6 protein-coding genes and 1 pseudogene are annotated in these 3,880 nt (G+C 71.1%); 4 read left to right on the top strand and 3 right to left on the bottom strand.

Going from position 1 to position 3,880, the window contains the following annotated elements; translation table 11 throughout:
• The 4 genes from K0M70_RS12805 to K0M70_RS12790 form a co-directional block, all read left to right on the top strand.
• The coding region (locus K0M70_RS12805) for a DNA polymerase III subunit gamma/tau C-terminal domain-containing protein (protein WP_290782532.1) at nt 1-539 on the top strand (539 nt) is incomplete at its 5' end.
• Between the two features lie 16 nt (nt 540-555).
• Nucleotides 556-882 (top strand): YbaB/EbfC family nucleoid-associated protein, encoded by a 327-nt coding sequence (locus tag K0M70_RS12800; protein WP_290782530.1) that lies wholly within the window; start codon nt 556-558, stop codon nt 880-882.
• A 10-nt stretch (nt 883-892) separates the two neighbouring features.
• Nucleotides 893-1,495, top strand: a complete 603-nt coding sequence (gene recR, locus K0M70_RS12795; RefSeq protein WP_290782528.1) for a recombination mediator RecR — start codon at nt 893-895, stop codon at nt 1,493-1,495.
• A gap of 10 nt (nt 1,496-1,505) precedes the next feature.
• A complete protein-coding gene (locus tag K0M70_RS12790) occupies nt 1,506-1,850 on the top strand; it encodes a histidine triad nucleotide-binding protein (protein ID WP_290782526.1) in 345 nt (114 codons plus the stop codon).
• Between the two features lie 10 nt (nt 1,851-1,860).
• Here the strand turns inward: K0M70_RS12790 and K0M70_RS12785 are convergent, their stop codons facing one another.
• From K0M70_RS12785 to K0M70_RS12775, 3 genes and pseudogenes are all read right to left on the bottom strand, one after another.
• Nucleotides 1,861-2,325, bottom strand: coding sequence for a Slp family lipoprotein (locus tag K0M70_RS12785; protein WP_290782524.1), 465 nt, complete (start codon nt 2,323-2,325; stop codon nt 1,861-1,863).
• A gap of 2 nt (nt 2,326-2,327) precedes the next feature.
• Complete coding sequence (locus K0M70_RS12780; protein WP_290782534.1) at nt 2,328-2,618, bottom strand: DUF4129 domain-containing protein; 291 nt, start codon at nt 2,616-2,618, stop codon at nt 2,328-2,330.
• Nucleotides 2,619-2,897: 279 nt separating this feature from the next.
• Nucleotides 2,898-3,827 (bottom strand): annotated as a pseudogene (locus K0M70_RS12775) (DUF3488 and transglutaminase-like domain-containing protein); the annotation flags it as partial.
• Nucleotides 3,828-3,880 lie beyond the last annotated feature (53 nt).

The following is a 3,880-nucleotide window of genomic DNA, read 5'->3' as shown; positions in this document are numbered from 1 at the left end:
CGCGCCTCGCCGCTGCCCCGGCGGCCGCACCGCCGGTGCTGGGTCCGCGGGTGCGGGCACCGCCGGCCGCCGCGCAGCCGGCCGCTGCACCGCCGGCGCGGACCACCCTCGCCAGCGATCCGGGCGGGGCATCCGATCCGGGCCGGCTGGTCACGGCCGACGACTGGCTGTCGCTGGTTTCCAGCGCCGGCCTGAAGGGGCCGGTGCGCGAACTGGCCGCGCACAGCGCGTTCTGCGGCTACACCGACGGCGTGCTGCAGCTGTCGCTGCCCGACAGTTTCGACCACCTGCGCAGCGAGGGCCTGATCCGCCAATTGGCCCAGGCGCTGGGTGGGGCACTGGGCGGCACGCCGCACGTGCGCTTCGAGTCCGCGCGCGCCAACGCCGGCGAAACCCTGCATTCGCGCACCGAGCGCCAGCGCGACGAGCGCCAGTCCGGCGCCGAGTCCGATTTCCTGTCCGATCCCGTGGTGAGCCGCCTGGTGCAACAGGGCGCCACCGTGGTGCCGGACTCCATCCGTCCCTTCGACGACCACTGACCCAGAGGAACACGCCATGCGAGGCAACATCGCCCAACTCATGCAGCAAGCGCAGCGCATGCAGGACAACCTGAAAAAGGCGCAGGAAGAACTGGCCCAGGTCGAAGTGCAGGGCCAATCCGGCGGCGGCGTGGTCAAGGTGACGCTCAGCGGCAAGATGGAGTGCCGCAGCGTGCGCATCGACCCGTCGGTTTACGCCGACGCCGAGATGGCCGAAGACCTGATCGCGGCCGCCTTCAACGACGCGGTGAACAAAGCCAACGAAGAAAGCGCCAAGCGCATGTCGGCGGCCACGGCCGGCATGCCGATCCCGCCGGGCATGAAAATCCCGGGCATGTTCTGAAGCTTCCCCGATGAGCGCCGCGCCCCTGCTGGAACAGTTGATAGACGCGCTGCGCTGCCTGCCCGGCGTCGGCCAGAAGTCGGCGCAGCGCATGGCTTACCACCTGCTTGAGCGCGACCGCGAGGGTGGCCTGTGCCTTGCCGGCGCGCTGGCCGAAGCGGTGGAGCGTGTTGGCCACTGCGAATCGTGCCGCGACTTCAGCGAAACGCCGCTTTGCGCGATCTGCGCCAGCAGCTCGCGCGACCGCAGCCTGCTGTGCGCAATCGAATCGCCGGCCGACCGGCTGGTGATCGAACAGGCCACCGGCTTTCGCGGCCTTTATTTCGTACTGCAGGGGCGGCTGTCGCCGTTGGACGGCATCGGCCCGCGCGAGCTCGGCCTGGACAAGCTGGCCGACCGCCTGGCCACCGGCGAGGCGCGCGAACTGATCATCGCCACCAACCCCACCGTCGAAGGCGAGGCCACCGCGCACTACCTCGCGCAGCTGGCGCGCCAGGCCGGCGTGCGGCCCAGCCGATTGGCCCACGGCGTGCCGCTGGGTGGCGAACTGGAATACGTCGACCGCGGCACGCTGGCGCACGCCTTCGGTTCGCGCATTGAAATCACTTCCTGAGGAGCGCCCGATGGCCGGCACGCTGTTTGACAAGATCATCGCCCGCGAGATCCCCGCCGACATCGTCTTCGAGGACGAGCAGGTGCTGGCCTTCCGCGACATTCAGCCGCAGGCGCCGGTGCACGTGCTTTTCATCCCGAAGAAGCCGGTGGCCACGCTCAACGACCTGGCTGCCGGCGACGAAGCCGTGGTGGGCAGGCTGGTGCTGGCGGCGGCTGCGTACGCCAGGCGCGAAGGCTTTGCCGAAGACGGCTACCGCGTGGTGATGAACTGCAACCGCGACGGCGGCCAGTCGGTGTTCCACATCCACCTGCACCTGCTGGCCGGGCGCGCGATGCAGTGGCCGCCCGGCTGAGTCGCGCGGTTCACCAGTAGAAGGGCGAGCGCTCGACGATCACGTCCACGTCGCGGCGTTCGGGCCACAGGAACACCACGTCGGCGGCCAGGCGCGGGTAGCGGTAGTCGTAGTCACCGACCTTGCGATCTTCGTGGCCATCCACCTGGCCGGTGATGGTGATCTCGCGTCCGGGCAGGAACACTTCGGGGTCATAGAATCCGGCCCGGCAGGCCAGGAACCGGCCCGAGCTCTGGTCCCGTGCCAGCGGACGGCCGTTGCTGCCCAGCCGCACGCCAACGATCTCGAAGCAGGTGCGCGTGGCCTGCGGCGCCACCTCGACGATGCGGCCGCCCCAGCGCACGCGGTCGCCCAACCGGCCGTCGCGGGCCGACTGGCCCGGCTCGATGGCCGAGAACTCTCCCTGCAGCGCCTTGGGCGCCGTGACGCAGCCGGCCAACAAAACGCCGGCGCTGAGCGCAAGCAGAACCTTCATGGTCATTCTCCGGATCGGGCACGGGCGGCCGTGGGGCGGTAAGCGCGCAGCTCGGCGATCAGGCGGGCCTTGTCGTCGAGCGACATCTGTCCCGGAGCGTATCGCCAGCTGGCGTAACGCTGGCTGAGCGAACGCAGCGGGTCGGCCTGGTCGGGCAGCAGGGCCGACAGGCGCTCGCCGAAGCTCAGCGGGGGCTCTGCAGGCCGCTTGGCCAGGCCGGCCCGGCGCAGCCGCCGTGTGAAGGCCAGCCACGCCGCCTCAAGCGGGTCACGCGGTTTCGGCCGGCCGCGCATCAGCACCCAGAGCGTGAAGGCCAGCGCCAGCCCTGCGCCCACGGCAAAGGCGCTGCCGAGCTGGGTGCTGCTGGCCTGCTCGATGCCCAAGGGGCGCAGCAGGCTGGCCTGGCGCGCGGCGTTGAAGCCCAGCACCAGGTCGTTCCAGCCGCGTCGCGCCCAGTCGCCCAGCTCCATCACCGGGCCGAAGTTCGAAGGCAGGATGGATTCACGGCGCGCGAGGTCCTCGACCGTGTCGAGGATGCGCTCGGGGGCCACCGCCGCGGTCGGGTCCACGCGCACCCAGCCGCGCCCGGACAGCCAAACTTCGGTCCACGCATGCGCATCCATCTTGCGCACCACCCAGTATTCGCCGTAGCGGTTGCGAGCGCCGCCGGCATAGCCCAGCACCACGCGGCTGGGAATGCCCGCCGCGCGCATCAGGCTGGCGAAGGACGAGCTGAAGTGCTGGCAGAAACCGACCTGGGTGTCGAACAGGAATTCGTCCACCGCATTGCGGCCGCCGGGCAGCACGGCAAGGCTGTAGCTGAACTCCGCGCCGATCCAATCCAGCGCGCGCTGGACCACGGCGGCATCGTCGTCTCCGGCTTCGGCGCGCCAGGCCTCGCCCAAGGCACGCGTGCGCGGGTTGAGGCCGCCGGGCAGCGACAGCGCGACGCGCCACTCCTCGGGCGACAGCGCCGGGTTGGCCCGGGCCTCCGGCGAAGACACCCCGCTGTACTTGATCAGCTGGCTGACGGGAGCGTTCGCCTCGACGGTGTAATCGCGCTGCAGCTGGCCCGGTTCCGGCGACTGCGTCGGCGCGTCCAGCATCACCAGGTAGCGCCGGTCGGTCGGCTCCATGGTGATCTCGTAGCGCAGCGGGGCGGATGCGGGCTGCGGGGCCGATTCCGGCATCGGGTCGGCCGCCAGGCCACCGCTCCAGCGCCGGCCATCGAACAGCCACAGCACGCGGCCGCGCCAGTACATGTCCCGTATCTGGGGTTGCGCGCCCTCGAAGCGAACGCGCAGCGCCGGGCTGTCGTCGGAGAACAGGTCCACCCATTCATCGGGGGTCATCGAATCCCCGAGGCCGCTGCGGCCGACGGCGTTTTCCGGCAGGCCCCAGATCGGGCTGGAAAGGCGCGGGAACAGCCAGAAGCCAGCCAGCGCCAGCGGCAGGGCCATCGCCACCGCGATGCCGATGCTGGCCGCGCGGGGCCGATCCGGGCGCGCCCCCCGCGCGCCCGGGCGGGGGGGGGGCCCCCTCCCCCCCGTCTATC

This window comes from Arenimonas sp. (assembly GCF_019459675.1).
In the GTDB taxonomy this organism is placed as follows: Bacteria; Pseudomonadota; Gammaproteobacteria; order Xanthomonadales; family Xanthomonadaceae; genus Arenimonas.
The sequence above is the reverse complement of the archived record's forward strand: the minus strand, read 5'-3'. Positions and strand labels throughout refer to the sequence as shown.